This window comes from Pseudarthrobacter sp. AL07, assembly GCF_029960665.1.
Lineage (GTDB): Bacteria > Actinomycetota > Actinomycetes > Actinomycetales > Micrococcaceae > Arthrobacter.
The window spans coordinates 1-395 of sequence record NZ_JASBRB010000099.1; the positions used below are offsets into that span (position 1 = coordinate 1).

At 67.3% G+C, this 395-nt stretch carries 1 pseudogene; it reads left to right on the plus strand.

The annotated features are described in order from the left end of the window. Positions 1 to 54: 54 nt before the first annotated feature. Positions 55 to 395 (plus strand): annotated as a pseudogene (locus QK290_RS18585) (MFS transporter); the annotation flags it as partial.

The following is a 395-nucleotide window of genomic DNA, read 5'->3' on the forward strand; positions in this document are numbered from 1 at the left end:
TGGCCATGGGCCTGAACGAAGCAGCCGGCTACCTCGGCGTCGCAGGCACCGCACTCCTCCGTCAGCCAGGACGGGATGGTGAACAACCTCAACGACGGTCTCGCCTGGGGACTGTTCCCTGTCCTGTTCGCCGCCGCAGGGCTCAGCATCGAACGCATCGACATCCTCGCCGCTCTCTACCCGGCCGTCTGGGGCGCCGGGCAGCTGATCACGGGCGCCCTCTCGGACCGGATCGGGCGCAAACCCCTAATCGCCGGAGGCATGCTCGTCCAAGCCCTGGCGCTCGGCATGGTCGCCCTCGGAAATGACTTCGGAACCTGGCTTGCCGCCGTCGTCCTCATCGGTGCCGGCACCGCAATGGTCTACCCCACACTGCTCGCAGCGATCGGCGATGT